Consider the following 14,383-nt stretch of genomic DNA (forward strand, 5'->3'; position numbering starts at 1 on the left):
GGGGGCATGCGCGGGAACACTCCACCGGTTTGCCGCGTTGACTGGGTATGACCGAACCACAAGACGTGACCACTGTTCCGAGCATTGTGTTGGCCGACGGCAAGGCCATACCCGCTTTGGGATTCGGTGTCTTCCAAGTGCCGGACGACCAAACTCGAGACGCCGTATCAACCGCCTTGCAGGCTGGTTATCGAAGTATCGACACCGCCAAGATCTACGGAAACGAGGCCGGTGTCGGGCAGGCGATTGCCGAGTCCGGTATCAACCGCGAAGACCTATACATCACCACCAAACTGTGGAATGACGATCAGGGATACGAGTCGACGCTGGCGGCATTCGACGCGAGCCTCGAGCGACTCGGCCTCGATTACCTCGACCTCTACCTGATCCACTGGCCGGTGCCGTCGCAGGACCTTTACGTCGACACGTTCAAGGCATTCCAGAAGCTCAAGGCCGATGGTCGGGTGCGGTCGATCGGTGTTTCGAACTTCACCGTCGACAACCTCGAACGGGTGATCGGGGAGACGGGTGAGGTGCCGGTCCTCAACCAGATCGAATTACACCCCAAGTTCAACCAGTCCGAACTTCGCGCCTTCCATACCGGCAAGGGGATTGCCACCGAGGCGTGGAGTCCGCTCGGCCAAGGCACGCTGCTCACGGATCCCGTCATCACCGCGATCGCCGACGCCCATGGCGTGACCGCCGCTCAGGTTGTCATTCGTTGGCATCTGCAGATCGGCAATGTCGTGATTCCCAAGTCGGTGACACCGTCGCGTATCAAGGAGAACTTCGACGTCTTCGGATTTGCATTGACGCCGGACGAGATCAATGCCATTGGATCACTTGATGATCCGGCCGGTCGAATCGGTCCGAACCCGGCGGTGTTCGGGAGCTAGATCAACGAATACTGCAATAAGGCAACGGCACTCCCACTATCGAGTGGGAGTGCCGTTGCCGTGTCGGATCAGTTCAGATGTGTGCGGTGCTCTGCGGTGAAAGCGATGTGTTCATCGGTGCGTCCGGTGCGGAGTTTCTCCACCCACTCGGGGTCGGCGAGAAGTGCGCGCCCGATGGCGACCATGTCGAATTCGCCGTCCTCGTACTGAGCTTCGAGACGCTCCAGTCCGGTGACATCGGATGCCGCGTCGGCGGTGAAGGCCGTGGTGAACACAGAATCGAGCCCGATGGATCCGACTGTGATGGTGGGCAGGCCGGTCAGCTTCTTCGTCCAGCCGGCGAGTCCGAGTTTGCTGTCGTCACCGCCCAGTTCGGCGAACGCCGGCTCCCAGTGTCGCCTCGTCGACGGGTGCAACACATCGACTCCCGCATCGACCAGCGGAGCGAGGATGCGCCCCAGTTCCGCCGGACTCTGGGCGATCCGAGCGTCGTACTGACCGGACTTCCACTGCGAGAAACGGTAGACGATCGCGAACTCGTTTCCGACAGCCTCTCGGATGGCAGCGACAACCTCAGCCGGGAAGCGAGTTCTGGCTTCGAGCGATCCGCCATATGTATCTGTGCGGACATTTGTTCCAGCCCAAAGGAATTCGTCCAGTAGGTAGCCGTGCGCGCCGTGTAGTTCCAGGCCGTCGAATCCGGTGCTCTGTGCGTTGAGGGCGGCATCGACCCAGGCCTGCTTCAGTGTTTCGAGATCAAACGTGGTGAATTCTCGTCCCAAGCGCGTGCCGTCGAGCGCCAATCCGGACGGGCTGACGGTCTCGACCTCGGGATTGAGGCGGGAGTTCTCGCCGCGCTCGACACCCAGATGCCAGAGTTGCGGAATGATGGATCCGCCCTCGGCGTGGACGGCGTCGACAACCGAGCGCCAGCCGTCCAGGCTCGAGTCGCCGTAGATGCGCGGAACTCGGGTATGCGGGCCGGCGGCGGGGTCCGGGATGTACGTGCCTTCGGTGATGATCAGGCCGACACCACCGGCTGCTCGACGACGGTAATACTCGGCTACGTCGGCTCCGGGAATTCCGTCGGGCGAGAACGCGCGGGTCATCGGGGCCATGGCAAAGCGGTTACGCAACGAGAGTGATTTCACCTCGAAGGGCTGGAAGAGGCCGCGCAACGCGGAGGCCTCGGGGGCGTTCGAAGTGGGGGAAAGAGTCACAGGTCTGTTCAACGTGGCGGCCTCGACGACTATTCCGGGTTATGGCAGTCGATATTAGTTAGTGCAGTATTAGTTATCGCACTAACTAATCTGTTACGGTGTACTCATGACCACGCAGGAGTCGCTCACCGATCCGCTGGCACTCGACCGCCAGGTGTGTTTTGCGCTCGCCGTTGCGAACCGGGCCGTGCTGTCCGTATACCGTCCATTGCTCGAGCCGATGGGCCTCACGCATCCCCAGTATCTCGTGATGCTGGCGTTGTGGGGGAAGGCCCCGATGGCGGTCAAGGAAATCGGGCAAGCATTGCAACTCGATTCGCCGACGCTGTCACCGCTGCTCAAGCGTCTCGAGGCGTCCGGGCTGATCACGCGAACGCGGAGCCGGGCTGACGAGCGCCAACTCGACGTCGATCTCACCGAAGCTGGTGCAGCTTTGCGGAGCGAGGCGGAGAAGATTCCGCCGGCAGTGGTGGAGAAGCTTGGTGTGGGACTAGCTGAACTCGAAGAACTTCACACGGTGCTCACGCGTGTCAATGAAGCCGCGTTGCGTGCTGGAGCACTAGACCAATGAAAGGTAAGGATATGTCTACCGTGCCCGCAGGAAAACAGCGCACGTCACCGAATCCTCTTCAGTGGCTTGGCTATTCGTTCGGTCGCAAGTTGCCGGATTCCATGCAGGAATGGGTGCGCAACGATCTGATCGGCGATTGGGCGGTGCCACGTCACCTCGTCCGCAGCATGGTGCCGTTCCTGCCGGTTTTTGCGGTTTTCATGCTGTTCCCGGGCCCGTGGGCGCTGCGAGCGTCCATGGTGCTTCTCGGAGTATTGCTGGCGTTGTTCTATTCCGTTTCCTACATGGCGCAGAACAGGTCTCGTCGACTCGAACGCCACGGCCTGCCCGCGGATCTGGAAAACCCGAAAAAGGTCACGCGTCACGACGCCGAAAAGGCCGCATACGACAAGCTGTACGGCCACAGTTAGTCGGGGCCGTACGAACTTCAGTCCCTAGTTGCGAATTCGCGTGCCTCGAATGCCAGATCGTCTGCAGCGGAATCCATGCGGGCGATCTCGCGATCAGGCACCGTCAGGACGGCGACGATCGGCACTGCCATCGCAAGAAGTCCGATGACAAAGACGGGGAAGAGGAACGCGAACACCTCGAGCCCGACGGGTGCGGGGGCGGACGTGTCGTGGACAACCTGCACCGCTGCCATACCGGTGTAGTGCATGCCGACCACGGCGACACCCATGATCACACCGGCGATCAATCGCATGACGGTGGATTCCATCACCATCGTGAACCACAACGCGGCGGTGCCGGCCACAACGGCGATCACCAGTGACAGTGCGACGAAGTACATGTTGTAGTTGATCTCACCCTGAAATCGCAAGGCCCGCATACCCGTGTAGTGCATGATGTTGACCGCGATGCCGACGAGGAAGCCGGCGGCCAGGAGCCGAGACCAGCGGAATTCTGTGCCGACGATCAACAAGCCGACAAATACTGCGGTCACGGACATCAGCGCCGAAATGATCGTCCAGGTCAGACTGTAGCGAATGGGACTGCCGGGCACGGCAAACCCGAGCATTGCGATGAAGTGCATCAACCAGATACCGACACCGCCGATGGACAGTGCGCCCATGAACAACCAGCGCAAGCGAGCTGCCGGGTGGGTGGCCGCCGCGCCGTGTCGGGTGCATGCCAATCCGATGACCGATCCCGAGACTGCAACGGCGAACGCCAGTCCGAGCAGCCAGATTCCCATCGAGAAATGGTGCATTTCATCCGACATGCCAGTTCCTTAGGTTTGTTGTTGTCAGAGGTGTCAGTACAGTGCTGCGGCCGCGATACGTTCGAGCGCGTACTCGGTGATCGTGATCAAGGCCTGCTTCGCAGATTCCCGGTTACGCGCGTCGATTTCGATCATCGGGACGCGGTTGGGCAGCGCGAGAGCCTGACGAAGATCACTCGCGGCGTGGATCGGAGCTCCGTCAAAACGGTTGACTGCCACGATGAACGGCAATCCGCGTGCTTCGAAGAAGTCGACAGCGGCAAAGCTGTCTTCGAGGCGACGTGTGTCGACGAGGATGACCGCTCCGATGGCGCCGGTGATGAGGTCGTCCCACATGAACCAGAACCGTCGTTGACCCGGTGTGCCGAACAGGTACAGGACCAAATCGTCGGCCAGCGTAATGCGGCCGAAATCCATTGCAACTGTTGTGGTGTCCTTGTTCGGTGTCGCGCCGAGGTGGTCGATGCCGTCACTGGCGTCTGTCACCAATGCTTCGGTGCGCAGCGGCACGATCTCGGAGACCGTCCCGACAAGGGTGGTCTTTCCGACACCGAAGCCGCCGGCGATCACGATTTTCGTCGAGGTGACGCGAGATGATGCGTCAGAGTGCCCGAAGTCCACTGAGGGTCCTTTCGATCAATTCGCGGCGCTCGATCGCAGTCGCATCGCTTCGCAGAGTGGCTTGTACTTCCAATGCCCCGGCGACGATCAGATCCGCCACCAGGACTCGGGCCACCCCGATCGGAACACCAAGGTGTGCACCGATTTCCGCGATGGAGATCCGCTGCTCGCAGAGGGAGACGATCGAGGTGCGAATGTCTTCAGGTGCAAGGCGCCCAGCGACGGCATCCTCCATCGTCGCGACAATCGCTTCGATGGGGAGGTCGATGGACGGCTGAGTCCGACCTTCGGTGAGCGCGTATGGACGAACCAGACTCGGTTCGGGGTCAACGCGTTCGGGGTGATTGGACATGAGTATCAAGAATCCCGACCCGAACGAGCGGCAATGTCCATCGTCGGGCCGACTCGGTCGACCAGAGTTGCCATTTCGTACCCGATCTGACCGATATCGCATCCCGCAACGGCCAGCGCGGCCAGGTAGGCGCCGCTGCCGACGCCCATCAGCAGTAGATAACCGTGCTCCATCTCGACAACTGATTGCAGGACGGCTCCGCCGTCGAACAACCGTGACGCACCGGCGGAGAGACTGGCGAGTCCCGAAGTCACAGCGGCCAATTGGTCAGCTCGATCGAGCGGAAGGTGGGTGCTCGCAGCACTCAACAGTCCGTCGGCCGAGACGATGATCGCGTGGCTCACTCCCGGTACGTCGCGGGCGAAACCCGAAACCAACCAGTCGAGTGAGCGAGGAGTCTCTTGGGCTCCGGCTGAATTCACTGTTCTCCTTCATCGTTGCGCACATTCGCACCACTGGGCGTGGTCGACCCGACAGTATTCTCGGTGCTACGACGCCGTCCGCGACTGACGCCGGACTGGTAGTCGCTCCACCCGCGTCTGACGTTCTCCGGATCCGTGCTCTGGCGGTGAGTGCCCGAGCGCAATGGTGCATTGGTGCCGCCGACAGTGCCGGGAACCAACCTCGCACCACGATCACGGATGGGTAGACCGGAGTCGGCGATTCTGGTGACAGGCAATTCGAACGACGCCCGGGCCGCAAGCCACCCCTGGTCGGCTTCTGTTGTCCAGGCGACTTCACCTGTGGCAGAAGCTGTCCCCGCTGTCGGGTCGACCAGCCACTCGGACACCATGCGGGCGTAGATCGGTGATGCTGCCGGGGGAGCGGAGACGGGCGCATCGGAAGGTTCCGTTGCGCGTGCGCCGGTACGTGGTGGGAAACCGTCGCGCGCTCGAGAGGAGAAGAACGCCGCGGTGTTGGTCGGGGCGGTGGAGTTGAGTCGGTGCCTCGGTGCCGGTTCGGTGATTGGCTCCGGGGCAACAGTTTCCGCCGGAGCGACGAAATGCTCGGCAGGTGATGCACTCGGTTCGGGCGTCGGCGCCGCTGTGACGGGATCGCCGATTCCGGCTGCCCCGCTGGCACCTGGTGTGCGACGCGGCAGCCCGATCGGTTCGACAGGGGCGCTGGCGCCGAGTTGCGCGGTCACAGTTGTGGGAGCGCCTCCGACGGGCGTCGGCAGGACCGCCCTGACGGTGTTACCAGGCTGACGCTGCGGAAGTCCCGCAGCGGACATGGTGGGTGCTTGCGCGCCCATCGAATATGTCTCGGCCACTGTGGGTTCGGGAGCGCGCACAGGCTGAGCCGATAGCGGCGGAGCCTGGACGGGAGCAGCATTCCTGGCCGGGGCACCCTGGTGGGCCGGACTAGTGAACGGTGCAGTCACTGTGTCAGACGGATGCGCTTCGAGCAGTGCCGCGGGCAGGAGGATCGAGGCGGTGATGCCGGCGCGGTCGGGTGCATTGCCGGTGGGCCGCAGTCGAACGGAAATGTTGTGTCGCATACTGATCCGGCTGATGACGAACAGTCCCATGTGCCGGGCAGTGTCCGGCGTCATCTCGCCGCCCGAAGCCAGGCGCCCGTTGGCGTCGACAAGATCCGCGGTGGACATTCCCAGTCCCAGGTCGGCGACCTCCACGAGCATGGAGCCGTCGTTGGTGCGGGCCGCGTTGATGGTCACGGTCGACTCAGGCGGTGAGTATCGCAGCGCGTTGTCGAGGAGTTCGGCGACAATGTGTACGACGTCTGCGCTGGCTTGCCCGCTGATGACGGCGGACGGAATCTGACCGAGCCCGACGCGAAGGTAGTCCTCGACTCCGGAGACGGAGGCGCGCAGAGCGTCGGCAAGCTGGATCGGCGCGGTTCGACCGCGTCGACTTTCGGTGCCGGACAGGATGAGAAGGTTCTCGCCGTTGCGTCGCATTCGGGCCGCGATGTGGTCGAGGCGGAATAGGTTTTCGAGGCGCTTCGGGTCGTCTTCGTCCTGCTCGAGTTGCTCGATCAGGCCGAGTTGCTGTTCGACGAGGGACTTGTTGCGCCGTGACAGCGTTTCGAACATGTCGTTGACCTGGCGTCGCAGGGTTGCCTGTTCGCCTGCCAGGCTGATGGCCTGCCCGTGCATGTCGTCGACTGCGCGGGCAAGCTGTCCGATTTCCTCGTGAGTGTGGACGGGTACACGGGGGATTTCGAGGTCGCTGATCTTTTCGCCGGAGCGGATTCGTTCGATGGCCTCGGGCAGTCCGCGTCGTGATGCTTGCAGTGCCGCGAACCGGAGACGTCGGATGGGATCGACCAACGAGCGACTGATGATCAACGCGACCACGAGTGCGGCGAGGACAGCGGCGAGAACCAGGGCAGTGTCGCGCAGAGCTGCAGTTCGGGCAGTGTTGGATTCGGCGGTCACGCTGGTGCCGAACTGTTCGACGGCTGCGTCGGTGACCTCGTCGTACTGGTCGCTACTGGTTTGCAGTCCGATATCGACCTGACTGCTGAGCGGGGACGAGGACGAGGTGGCGCCGATTTCGGCGATGCGGCTCTGTGCGGACGAACGCAGCGCGTTGACGGCCACTGCGGTCGGTGAGCTGTCCGATTCGTCTGGTGGTAGCACCTTGTCGAGTGCCGCTAGCTCCACGCCGGCGGTGGTGGCAAGCGCGGTGCGTGTTTGTTGATCGAGGCGGCCGGAGCCGAACAGAACGCGCTGATCGGACAATGCCCGACGTGCTTCCCACAGGGACGAGAACTCGCCGCCGCGCTGACGCAGAATGGGGCGCTGGGATGTATTGATGACGTCGGTGAATGCGCTCGAGATGTTGGTGGACACTTCATTGACGAGTGTGACGAGCCGTGCCGGTGCAACTGCGCCCGCTGCCACTTCGTCGACGATGAATGTGCTGTCTTCCAAAGCTCGGGTGACTTTGTCGTTGAGCACGTCGTCGGCCTGGAACGAGCGGCCGGCGGTGACAAGTTCCTGCATCGAATCGTTCACTGCCGTTGTGGCAGTCGTTGTTTCAGTGCCGGAAGAGGATGCGACTGCGAGGTCGTACAGAGCTTCCTCGAGGTGGAGGGCTGCGGGTACTGCGAGCACTCGTTCGGATGAGGAACTGAGCCTGGAGGCCTCGGCCAGTTCGGCCTGGATCCGGAAGGCGCCGAGTACGACGGCGATGAGCATCGGAACGGCAAGGACCGCGACGACCTTCCAACCGAGGCGCCACTCGCCGATCGACCACCAGGAGGTTGCTGTGTGTGCATCGTGTTTCATGCGGACCGCTTCCCCTTCATATTTGCCCCCTCGCCCAGTCCCCCGGATGGGTCACTGCGCGCACTCCTTCGAGCGCACGCAATCGAAGAAAGGTTAGCTGAACGGTAACAGACCGATCCGTGACAGGCTAGGCGTATGCCGGATTCCGGACCTTGGGCCGAAAATGTCCTGTCTGATCAGCTAAAGGACGAATCGGGCAAACGTAGCCAAATGGAAGCTGGATCAGCGAAGTTCGAGAAAGGACGTCAACTCGGCTGCAGCTGCCTGGCCGGCGCGGTTCGCGCCGATCGTCGACGAGGAGGGCCCGTAGCCAACCAGATGCACACGAGGATCGGAAGCCACCTGAGTTGCGAGGCGACCGCTCATCTCGATTCCGCCGCCGGTCCCACGCAGTCGAAGCGGCGCCAGGTGGTCGAGCGAACTCCGAAACCCAGTGCACCACAAGATGACATCGGCATACACGGTTGTGCCGTCGGCCCATCGCACCCCGTCCGGAAGGATCTCCGAGAACATCGGTCGTCGCGTCATCACGCCACGTTCGCGTGCCGCACGAATGGCAGGCGTCACCGGAAGGCCGGTGACCGACACGACCGACCCTGGCGGCAAACCGCGTCGTACTCGGTCCTCGACCATGGCGACGGCATCCCGACCGATCTCCGGGGAAAACGGTTCGTCGCGGAACTCCGGTTCGCGACGCGTCACCCACGTGGTGGTCGTTACCTGTGAAATCTCGTCGAGCAATTGCACCGCGGAGATGCCACCACCGACAACAACAACATGTTTGCCCGCGAACTCGTTGGCCGAGTAGTAGTCCTTGGTGTGTAATTGGCGCCCACGGAACGACGCGGCACCACGGTAGTAAGGAATGAACGGGCGCTCCCAGGTTCCGGTCGCATTGATCAGCCCGCGGGCCGCGTAGACGCCGTGGTCGGTCTCGATCCGCAGACGTTCCTGCCTCGGACACACCACTCGCGTATGGACGGGTCGGTGGACGGGCAATTCGAATTGCTTCTCGTACAACTCGAAGTAATGGGGTACCGCAACCGACGCCGGTACCTGCTCGGCGTCGGTTCCCGTTGTTTCCGCGAACGACATACCCGGGAGATCGTGAACTCCGTTGACGGTGCTCAAGGTCAGGCTCGGCCACCGAAACTGCCAGGCACCGCCGGGACCGGCTGCGTGATCGAGCACGACAAATCCCGATTCGGGTAGAACAGAGAACTTGCGGAGGTAGTACGCCGCGGACAATCCGGCCTGGCCGGCGCCGATCACCACGATGTCGACATCGACGCTCTCGCTGCGTCCCTCGTCACTATCGTTCGTACTCATCGGTAATCTAACCTCCTGATGCGCAGAACTCTGCGGTGAGAGAACTACGTGGTCGGCAAACTGCATTCGGATCAACCCTTGCGCACGAGCCTTCCAGAAAAGAAAGTGAGCGGACATGATCGGGACTTCCCGTGACGGCAATGTCGTGACCATCGAATTGCAGCGTCACGAGCGTCGCAACGCGCTCAGTGCGGAACTCTGCATCGCGATCAAGGACGCAGTGAATGCCGCCGTCGCCGATCGCGCTCACGTCATCGTGATCACCGGCCAGGGGTCCGCATTCTGCGCCGGTGCCGACCTGTCCGGTGACGTGTACATGGAAGGCTTCACCGACCGACTTTTCGAGATGCTCCGCTCGATCGACACGGCGCCGATCCCGGTGATCGCCGCGGTCAACGGTCCGGCCATCGGTGCAGGCACGCAGCTGGCCATTGCCTCCGACCTGCGCGTTGTCGCCCCGGCTGCGCGGTTCGGCATTCCAGCGGCGACGCTGGGTGTGTCTGTCGACAAATGGACGATGCGACGGTTGGCGTCACTCGTCGGCGGTGGCCCCGCTCGCACCGTTCTCCTCGGCATCGAGCAGATCGGCGCCGAAGAAGCATTCAACCGCGGACTTGCCAACAAGATCGGCACCCTCGACGACGCCCAGGAATGGGCGCACCGCATCGCCAACCTCGCACCACTGTCCTTGCGTCATATGAAGATGGTCCTCAACGACGACGGAACGATGGAAGAACAGTCGCCCGAGCAGCTCGACGCACTGCACGCCGCGTGGCTCAGTGACGACGTGCAGGAAGCCCGCGCCGCCCGCATCGAAAACCGCCCACCGGTCTTCAAGGGCAAATAGTCGCGTCCCGCTCCGAAGGCAAATAGTCGCTAGTCTGGGCCCAATGAAGACGACGACGCTTCTCGGTGCTGCCGCGATCACCGCGGCAGCAGGATGGATAGCCCGCGCCGCATGGGGAATCCCGACGCAGATCGGGGCGTCGCGCAATGCGGTGCAACCCTATGCGGCGATGTCACCGCGATATCGGAATCGTCAGTTCCACAATTCGGACCCCAGCAGCGTGCTCGTGCCGGGCACCGATGCCGGGATGGCAAAGTCGTTGCTCACCCGCGGTTCGACGGGTCGGCCTCGCGCGCCCATCCCGTTGGCGACGCCGCTCGCACCGGCTCAGGCCGGGGGAGCAGCTGTCACCTGGTACGGGCATTCGAGTGTCCTCGTCGAGGTCGATGGCTACCGGGTGCTAGCCGATCCCGTGTGGAGTGAGCGTGTATCACCTTCTGCCACAGTCGGTCCCGCGCGTATGCATGCCGCTCCGGTGGCGTTGGCGGACCTCCCGAGCGTGGATGCGATTGTCATCTCCCACGATCATTACGACCACCTCGACATGGAGACGGTCAAGACTCTGACCCGCACCCAGGCGGCGCCCTTTGTGGTGCCGATCGGGATCGGCGCGCATCTGCGGCATTGGAAGGTGCCGGAGAACCGCATCGTCGAATTGGACTGGGACGAGTCGACGACTATCGGTGACCTGGTGCTTACCTGCACCGAAGCTCGACACTTTTCCGGGCGAGGTCTTGTCCGCAACGCGACCCAGTGGGCATCGTGGGTGTTTGCCGGGCCGAAGCGTCGGGTGTTCTTCGGAGGGGACAGCGGATACACACCGCGGTTCGTGGAACTCGGCACCACGTACGGGCCTTTCGACCTGACCCTCCTGCCTGTCGGCGCGTACGACGTGCGGTGGCCGGATATCCACATGAACCCGGAAGAAGCGGTTCAGACCCATGCGGATCTCAACTGCGGCGACCCCACGCGCGGGGTGTTTGTTCCGATTCACTGGGCTACGTTCAATCTGGCATTCCACTCGTGGTCCGAGCCGATCATCCGGTTGACCGAAGCTGCCGCCGATGTCGGCACGACGGTGGCGGTGCCGATGCCGGGTGGACGGATCGATGCGCTGTCCGCGCAACCGCCGACAAAATGGTGGATTCCCCTGGGGTAACCGATCGACTCGAGGCGGCGATCGGAGTCGGACCCGGTTTTGTCTCGGCGAGTGCGTAATCTTTGACCATGGCTCACGAGCACATCGGTTCAGAAGGCACGGCGACCTCGATCGCGACAGACGGTGACGGGGATGCCGTCGACGTTGTCCGGGGCCTGACCGCAGATCAAGTTGCGTCGCGGATCGCGTCGGGGCAGACCAACGACGTACCCGATCGGGCGTCTCGTTCGGTCAAGGACATCGTTCGCGGCAATGTGTTCACGAGGATCAACGCGATCCTGCTGGTGCTGCTGGTGATTGTTCTGGCAACCGGCTCCGTGATCGACGGAATGTTCGGACTGTTGATCATCGCGAACAGCGGTATCGGCATCATTCAGGAGATCCGCGCCAAGAAAACGCTGGACGCCTTGGCGATCGTCAGTCAAGCGAAGCCCATGGTCCGGCGTGACGGTATTGCTGTTGCGTTGGCCCCCAAAGATGTTGTGCTCGATGACATTATCGAATTGGGTTCGGGCGATCAGATTGTCGTCGACGGCGAAGTGGTGTCGTCGTCGGCGCTCGAAGTGGACGAGTCGTTGCTCACCGGCGAAGCCGATCCGGTACACAAGATCGTCGGTGAGTCGATACTCTCGGGCAGTTTTGTCGCCGCGGGCAGCGGCGCGTATCGCGCCACCAAGGTCGGGGGCGACGCGTATGCCGCGAAGCTCGCGGAAGAGGCCAGCAAGTTCACGCTCGTTCATTCGGAACTGCGCAGCGGCATCGACCGCATTCTGAAATTCATCACGTACCTGATGATCCCGGCTGGTGCGCTGATCATCTACAACCAGCTGTTCTCGAGCGGTGAGTCCCTCGGTCCGGCTCTGAACGGCATGGTCGCGGCCCTCGTTCCGATGGTCCCCGAGGGCCTGGTGCTCATGACGTCCATCGCTTTTGCCGTCGGCGTCATTCGATTGGGCAAGCGGCAGTGCCTCGTTCAGGAATTGCCCGCGATCGAGGGGCTCGCTCGCGTCGACGTCGTGTGTGCGGACAAGACGGGAACCCTGACCGAGAACGGTATGCGGCTATCGGAGTTGAAACTCGCCGACGGGTCTGCCGACGAGTCGGTGATCAAGGCCGCGCTCGCCGCGATGGCTGCGTCCGACCCTCGGCCGAACGCCAGTGTTCTGGCGATCCGTGAGTCCCTGACCGACGACGCAGGCTGGGGTGAAGCTACATCGGTGGCACCGTTCTCGTCTGCGAAGAAGTGGAGCGGGCAGTCGTACGGCGTCCACGGCAACTGGGTGCTCGGTGCTCCGGACGTGCTGCTCGATCCGTCGTCGGAGATGGCGCGTCTGGCAGAAGAAGTCGGTTCAAGCGGACTTCGTGTTCTCATGTTGGGCAGCAGCAACCTGCCGGTCGACGACAGCGACGCTCCGGGCGTCGTGACACCGGAAGCCTTGGTTGTCCTGGAGCAGAAAGTTCGCCCGGACGCGCAGGAAACGTTGGAGTACTTCGCAAGTCAACGGGTAGCCGTCAAGGTCATCTCCGGTGACAATGCCGTGTCCGTCGGTGCAGTGGCAGGTTCGCTCGGACTCGAAGGCGGCGATCGACCGATCGATGCGCGTGAGCTTCCGAGCGATCAGGAGAAACTGGCCGACGTACTTGACGGCGCAACCACCTTCGGACGCGTTCGCCCGGATCAGAAGCGAGAGATGGTTGCGGCCTTGCAGTCTCGCGGCCACACCGTCGCGATGACCGGCGACGGGGTCAACGACGTCCTGGCCCTCAAGGACGCCGACATCGGAGTCTCGATGGGATCCGGCAGTCCCGCGACGCGCGCTGTCGCTCAGATCGTGCTGTTGGACAACAAGTTCGCGACGTTGCCGTACGTGGTGGCCGAAGGCCGTCGAGTGATCGGCAATATCGAACGTGTCTCCAACCTGTTCCTGACCAAGACCGTGTACTCGGTGGTTCTCGCTTTCCTGATCGGAATCACCGGTGTGCTGTCGAAGATGCTCGACTTCGAACCGCTGTCGTACCCGTTCCTGCCGCGCCACGTCACCATCGCGGCCTGGTTCACGATCGGTATCCCCGCGTTCATTCTTTCGCTGGCACCGAACAACGAACGGGCCCGTTCCGGCTTCGTGCCACGCGTGATGCGACTGGCTTTGCCGTCGGGAATCATCATCGGCGTCACCACCTTCATCGCGTACGTGCTCGCGCACCGTAATCACGATCTGACACCTGAGCAGGAAGGCACCACTGCTCTGATCACGTTGATCATGATCGCGCTGTGGGTACTGGCCGTCGTTGCGCGACCGTACGTGTGGTGGAAGTTGGTGCTGATCGGTGGTTCAGTCGCCGGCTACCTGATCTTGTTCGCGTTGCCGTTCACCCGTGAGTTCTTCAAGTTGGATCCGAGCAATGTGGCAGCAACTACACTCGCGATCACTCTCGGTGCGGTAGGCGTCGTATTGGTGGAGGTGTCCTGGTGGGTCAGTGCCCGGTTGCACGGTGAGAAGCGAAAGCTGTTCACCACGCCGGACGATCTGCCCGGGGAACACCATCACGCGGAGGCGCAGAAGTAGTTTCCAGCCCCCCACCTTGATGGCGCCACATCGTTCGACCTGTGAGAATCTATGTGTGTGCGGAGGTTCTACTTTCCGCAGCAGGATGTGCATGAGCACCGGGAGAGGACACAAAATGGGTTTCTTGGACAACGTCAAGGGTCTGGTCGAGAAGGGCCAGGAACTTGCCTCGGAGAACTCCGACAAGGTTCACGACGCAATCGACAAGGTCGCCGACATCGCCGATAACAAGACCGGCGGAAAGTACGGCGATCAGATCGACAAGGCAGCCGAGGCTGCCAAGAAGGCTGTTCCCGAAAAGGAGTAGCCCGCCAGCAATCAGGAGCCCACACCTCGACGAGGT

At 62.4% G+C, this 14,383-nt stretch carries 14 protein-coding genes; 7 read left to right on the forward strand and 7 right to left on the reverse strand.

Going from position 1 to position 14,383, the window contains the following annotated elements; translation table 11 throughout:
• The first annotated feature begins 47 nt into the window (after positions 1–47).
• On the forward strand, positions 48–896 hold the full coding sequence (locus CJ178_RS26910; RefSeq protein WP_092806665.1) for an aldo/keto reductase: 849 nt from the start codon (positions 48–50) through the stop codon (positions 894–896).
• A gap of 68 nt (positions 897–964) precedes the next feature.
• On the opposite strand, the gene CJ178_RS26915 is transcribed toward CJ178_RS26910, so the two are convergent.
• The gene (locus CJ178_RS26915) at positions 965–2,116 is read right to left on the reverse strand and encodes an NADH:flavin oxidoreductase (RefSeq protein ID WP_095888399.1); all 1,152 of its coding nucleotides are present in this window, start codon (positions 2,114–2,116) and stop codon (positions 965–967) included.
• A gap of 106 nt (positions 2,117–2,222) precedes the next feature.
• Here CJ178_RS26915 and CJ178_RS26920 point away from each other — a divergent pair, with 106 nt between their 5' ends.
• Together CJ178_RS26920 and CJ178_RS26925 are read left to right on the forward strand one after the other, a co-directional pair.
• Positions 2,223–2,687 (forward strand): MarR family winged helix-turn-helix transcriptional regulator, encoded by a 465-nt coding sequence (locus CJ178_RS26920; RefSeq protein ID WP_033234140.1) that lies wholly within the window; start codon positions 2,223–2,225, stop codon positions 2,685–2,687.
• A 20-nt stretch (positions 2,688–2,707) separates the two neighbouring features.
• The gene (locus CJ178_RS26925; RefSeq protein WP_371851324.1) at positions 2,708–3,097 is read left to right on the forward strand and encodes a DUF5313 family protein; all 390 of its coding nucleotides are present in this window, start codon (positions 2,708–2,710) and stop codon (positions 3,095–3,097) included.
• A gap of 17 nt (positions 3,098–3,114) precedes the next feature.
• Here the strand turns inward: CJ178_RS26925 and CJ178_RS26930 are convergent, their stop codons facing one another.
• From CJ178_RS26930 to CJ178_RS26955, 6 genes are all read right to left on the reverse strand, one after another.
• The gene (locus tag CJ178_RS26930) at positions 3,115–3,909 is read right to left on the reverse strand and encodes an MHYT domain-containing protein (RefSeq protein WP_033234141.1); all 795 of its coding nucleotides are present in this window, start codon (positions 3,907–3,909) and stop codon (positions 3,115–3,117) included.
• Positions 3,910–3,942: 33 nt separating this feature from the next.
• A complete protein-coding gene (locus CJ178_RS26935; RefSeq protein ID WP_033234142.1) occupies positions 3,943–4,530 on the reverse strand; it encodes a GTP-binding protein in 588 nt (195 codons plus the stop codon).
• Positions 4,511–4,882, reverse strand: a complete 372-nt coding sequence (locus CJ178_RS26940; protein ID WP_095888400.1) for a DUF742 domain-containing protein — start codon at positions 4,880–4,882, stop codon at positions 4,511–4,513. Before CJ178_RS26940 ends, CJ178_RS26935 begins: the two co-directional genes overlap by 20 nt.
• Positions 4,883–4,887: 5 nt before the next feature.
• Positions 4,888–5,304 (reverse strand): roadblock/LC7 domain-containing protein, encoded by a 417-nt coding sequence (locus CJ178_RS26945; protein WP_095888401.1) that lies wholly within the window; start codon positions 5,302–5,304, stop codon positions 4,888–4,890.
• Positions 5,301–8,138, reverse strand: coding sequence for an ATP-binding protein (locus CJ178_RS26950; RefSeq protein WP_095888402.1), 2,838 nt, complete (start codon positions 8,136–8,138; stop codon positions 5,301–5,303). Before CJ178_RS26950 ends, CJ178_RS26945 begins: the two co-directional genes overlap by 4 nt.
• Positions 8,139–8,360: 222 nt before the next feature.
• Positions 8,361–9,467, reverse strand: a complete 1,107-nt coding sequence (locus CJ178_RS26955) for an NAD(P)-binding domain-containing protein (RefSeq protein ID WP_045069796.1) — start codon at positions 9,465–9,467, stop codon at positions 8,361–8,363.
• Between the two features lie 115 nt (positions 9,468–9,582).
• Here CJ178_RS26955 and CJ178_RS26960 point away from each other — a divergent pair, with 115 nt between their 5' ends.
• The 4 genes from CJ178_RS26960 (at position 9,583) to CJ178_RS26975 (ending at position 14,347) form a co-directional block, all read left to right on the forward strand.
• Complete coding sequence (locus tag CJ178_RS26960; protein ID WP_045069110.1) at positions 9,583–10,314, forward strand: enoyl-CoA hydratase; 732 nt, start codon at positions 9,583–9,585, stop codon at positions 10,312–10,314.
• 43 nt (positions 10,315–10,357) lie between these two features.
• On the forward strand, positions 10,358–11,473 hold the full coding sequence (locus tag CJ178_RS26965) for an MBL fold metallo-hydrolase (RefSeq protein WP_095888403.1): 1,116 nt from the start codon (positions 10,358–10,360) through the stop codon (positions 11,471–11,473).
• 68 nt (positions 11,474–11,541) lie between these two features.
• Positions 11,542–14,040 (forward strand): HAD-IC family P-type ATPase, encoded by a 2,499-nt coding sequence (locus CJ178_RS26970; protein ID WP_239654774.1) that lies wholly within the window; start codon positions 11,542–11,544, stop codon positions 14,038–14,040.
• A gap of 115 nt (positions 14,041–14,155) precedes the next feature.
• Positions 14,156–14,347, forward strand: a complete 192-nt coding sequence (locus CJ178_RS26975; protein WP_033234149.1) for an antitoxin — start codon at positions 14,156–14,158, stop codon at positions 14,345–14,347.
• Positions 14,348–14,383 lie beyond the last annotated feature (36 nt).

The organism is Rhodococcus sp. ACPA4, assembly GCF_002300185.1.
Taxonomy (GTDB): domain Bacteria; phylum Actinomycetota; class Actinomycetes; order Mycobacteriales; family Mycobacteriaceae; genus Rhodococcus_F; species Rhodococcus_F globerula.

Bases quoted from the DNA above. Each gene is read 5' to 3' on its own strand.
- CJ178_RS26910 (WP_092806665.1), top strand. From the start codon at position 48: ATGACCGAACCACAAGACGTGACCACTGTTCCGAGCATTGTGTTGGCC.
- CJ178_RS26920 (WP_033234140.1), top strand. From the start codon at position 2,223: ATGACCACGCAGGAGTCGCTCACCGATCCGCTGGCACTCGACCGCCAG.
- CJ178_RS26930 (WP_033234141.1), bottom strand. From the start codon at position 3,909: ATGTCGGATGAAATGCACCATTTCTCGATGGGAATCTGGCTGCTCGGA.
- CJ178_RS26940 (WP_095888400.1), bottom strand. From the start codon at position 4,882: ATGTCCAATCACCCCGAACGCGTTGACCCCGAACCGAGTCTGGTTCGT.
- CJ178_RS26950 (WP_095888402.1), bottom strand. From the start codon at position 8,138: ATGAAACACGATGCACACACAGCAACCTCCTGGTGGTCGATCGGCGAG.
- CJ178_RS26955 (WP_045069796.1), bottom strand. From the start codon at position 9,467: ATGAGTACGAACGATAGTGACGAGGGACGCAGCGAGAGCGTCGATGTC.
- CJ178_RS26960 (WP_045069110.1), top strand. From the start codon at position 9,583: ATGATCGGGACTTCCCGTGACGGCAATGTCGTGACCATCGAATTGCAG.
- CJ178_RS26965 (WP_095888403.1), top strand. From the start codon at position 10,358: ATGAAGACGACGACGCTTCTCGGTGCTGCCGCGATCACCGCGGCAGCA.
- CJ178_RS26970 (WP_239654774.1), top strand. From the start codon at position 11,542: ATGGCTCACGAGCACATCGGTTCAGAAGGCACGGCGACCTCGATCGCG.
- CJ178_RS26975 (WP_033234149.1), top strand. From the start codon at position 14,156: ATGGGTTTCTTGGACAACGTCAAGGGTCTGGTCGAGAAGGGCCAGGAA.